Raw genomic sequence first — 544 nt, forward strand, 5'->3', positions numbered from 1 at the left:
AAGCATATTAAACAATATTGGTGTAAATCGATGAAAAAAAACCATTGGTTATATATTGCGCTTTCATTACTTTCCATTATTTTGTTAATAGTATCATTTGAAATTATCAATGTGGACAATAAAAAAAATAACATCGAGATTCGATGCGCGGGTGAGTTAACTTCACGTAGAAAAGTTAATAACACTGATCTAGCCAATTTAAATGAAAAAATTTTTTTATTTTTATATGGTAATGGGACAGGTTTTTTGATAGAGAAAGGTGTACTGTCAATAGATAATAAAAATTACATAATCGATCGTGAAGTAAAGATTAATTACACTGATTTTGATAAGGATCAGATATACACATTCAAAATTATAAATGTAAAATTGTGGGCTAATGACAATACCCCACCCACAGTTGATACGATATTCTCTATATTGGGAAGAGTACCGTCATCCTCTTACCTAAATATTACGTCGGTTGATAAAGATCTTTACATTTTCAACGAATTTTCGAGGCCTCTTTTCTTGTGTAAACGATTTTAAATATCCCAGCCCCCAA

The 544-nt window shown here is 30.3% G+C and carries 1 protein-coding gene; it reads left to right on the forward strand.

Translation table 11 applies throughout. The features are described from left to right. The coding region (locus tag Xenpb_RS19780; RefSeq protein ID WP_222943057.1) for a hypothetical protein at window positions 1–528 on the forward strand (528 nt) is incomplete at its 5' end. Between the last annotated feature and the right edge of the window lie 16 nt (window positions 529–544).

Origin of the sequence: Xenorhabdus sp. PB62.4 (assembly GCF_014467285.1) — a bacterium.
Taxonomy (GTDB): domain Bacteria; phylum Pseudomonadota; class Gammaproteobacteria; order Enterobacterales; family Enterobacteriaceae; genus Xenorhabdus.